A 1743-nucleotide genomic window follows, 5' to 3' on the forward strand; every position below is an offset into this window, starting at 1 on the left:
AAAAAGGCCCGCGCTTGCGGGCCTTTTGTTTGTGTCTTTTGGCTGGCTTAGCCGAGCTTTTCCGCGAGCTCAGGCACCGCGTCAAACAGATCCGCAACCAGGCCAAAATCAGCAACCTGGAAGATCGGCGCTTCTTCGTCTTTGTTGATGGCGACGATGATTTTGCTGTCTTTCATACCCGCAAGGTGCTGGATCGCGCCGGAGATCCCCACGGCGATGTAAAGATCCGGGGCAACCACTTTGCCGGTCTGACCAACCTGCCAGTCGTTCGGCGCAAACCCACTGTCCACGGCCGCGCGCGAGGCACCTACCGCCGCGCCCAGCTTGTCGGCGAGGGTTTCGATCAGCGCGAAGTTTTCTTCGGAGCCAACACCACGACCACCAGAAACAACCACACCAGCTGAGGTCAGCTCGGGGCGGTCGCTTTCGGCAACCTTGTCTTCAACCCACTGAGACAGCGCAGGGTTTTCAGCTGCAGGCACGGTTTCCACCGCCGCAGAGCCACCTTCGCCAGCCGCATCAAAGGTTGAGGTGCGCACGGTCAGAACCTTTTTGGCATCCGCCGATTTCACCACCTGAAGCGCGTTGCCCGCATAAACCGGACGCTCAAATGTGTCAGCGTCAACAACCGCGGTCACATCGGAAATCACCATCACATCCAAGAGCGCCGCAACGCGGGGCAGGATGTTTTTGGCGTCCGTGGTGGCAGGCGCAACAACATGGCTGAAGTCCGCAGCAAGACCCGCGATCAGCGCAGCCGTTGGTTCGGCAAGACGGTGACCGAGGCTTGCATCTTCGGCGACCAGAACCTTGGCAACACCGTCGATTTTTGCCGCCGCTTCACCGGCTGCGGCGGCGCTTTCGCCCGCGGCCAGCACAGTGACATCGCCAAGCGCCTTGGCGGCGGTGACGGCTTTGGCGGTGGCGTCCAGCGACAGCTCGCCGCCGGTGATTTCAGCAAGAAGAAGTACAGACATTACACGGCTCCCGCTTCTTTGAGTTTGGCAACCAGCTCATCCACCGAGCCCACTTTGATCCCAGCGGCGCGGCTGGCGGGTTCTTTGGTTTCCACAATGGTCAGACGCGGGGTGACATCAACGCCGTAATCCGCGGCGGTTTTCTCATCCAGCGGCTTTTTCTTGGCTTTCATGATGTTTGGCAGCGACGCGTAGCGCGGCTCATTGAGGCGCAGATCCACGGTGACGATTGTGGGCAGTTTCACCGAAATCGTCTGCAGGCCGCCGTCGACCTCACGGGTGACTTTGGCGCTGTCGCCATCAACGTCCAGATCCGAGGCAAAGGTCGCCTGCGACCAGCCCAAAAGCGCCGACAGCATCTGACCGGTGGCGTTGAGATCATTGTCGATCGCCTGTTTGCCACAAAGCACCAGACCGGGCTGCTCTGCTTCGACCACTTTGGCCAGCAGTTTGGCCACGGCCAGCGGCTCGATATCGGTGTGCACATCATCGGCGGCGGTGATCAGGATGGCGCGATCGGCCCCCATCGCCAGCCCGGTGCGCAGGGTCTCTTGCGCTTGTTTCACGCCAATAGAGACAACCACAACCTCATCGGCCTTGCCTGCTTCTTTCAGGCGGATGGCCTCTTCGACGGCGATTTCGTCAAACGGGTTCATCGACATTTTCACGTTGGCGAGATCAACACCGCTGCCGTCCGCTTTCACACGAACCTTAACGTTGTAATCAATCACGCGCTTTACAGGTACCAAGACCTTCATGGGCGTAT

At 59.7% G+C, this 1743-nt stretch carries 2 protein-coding genes; both read right to left on the bottom strand.

The genetic code is table 11. From position 1 onward, the window contains the following. Window positions 1–47: 47 nt before the first annotated feature. Window positions 48–977 carry an electron transfer flavoprotein subunit alpha/FixB family protein gene (locus GG681_RS17585; RefSeq protein ID WP_153549347.1) on the bottom strand — a complete coding sequence of 310 codons (930 nt, stop codon included), beginning with the start codon at window positions 975–977 and terminating at the stop codon, window positions 48–50. After that, a complete protein-coding gene (locus GG681_RS17590; protein ID WP_153549348.1) occupies window positions 977–1735 on the bottom strand; it encodes an electron transfer flavoprotein subunit beta/FixA family protein in 759 nt (252 codons plus the stop codon). The genes GG681_RS17585 and GG681_RS17590 overlap by 1 nt, the downstream gene beginning before the upstream one ends. Window positions 1736–1743 lie beyond the last annotated feature (8 nt).

The sequence above is a fragment of the Tritonibacter aquimaris genome, from assembly GCF_009617595.1.
GTDB lineage: Bacteria > Pseudomonadota > Alphaproteobacteria > Rhodobacterales > Rhodobacteraceae > Epibacterium > Epibacterium aquimaris.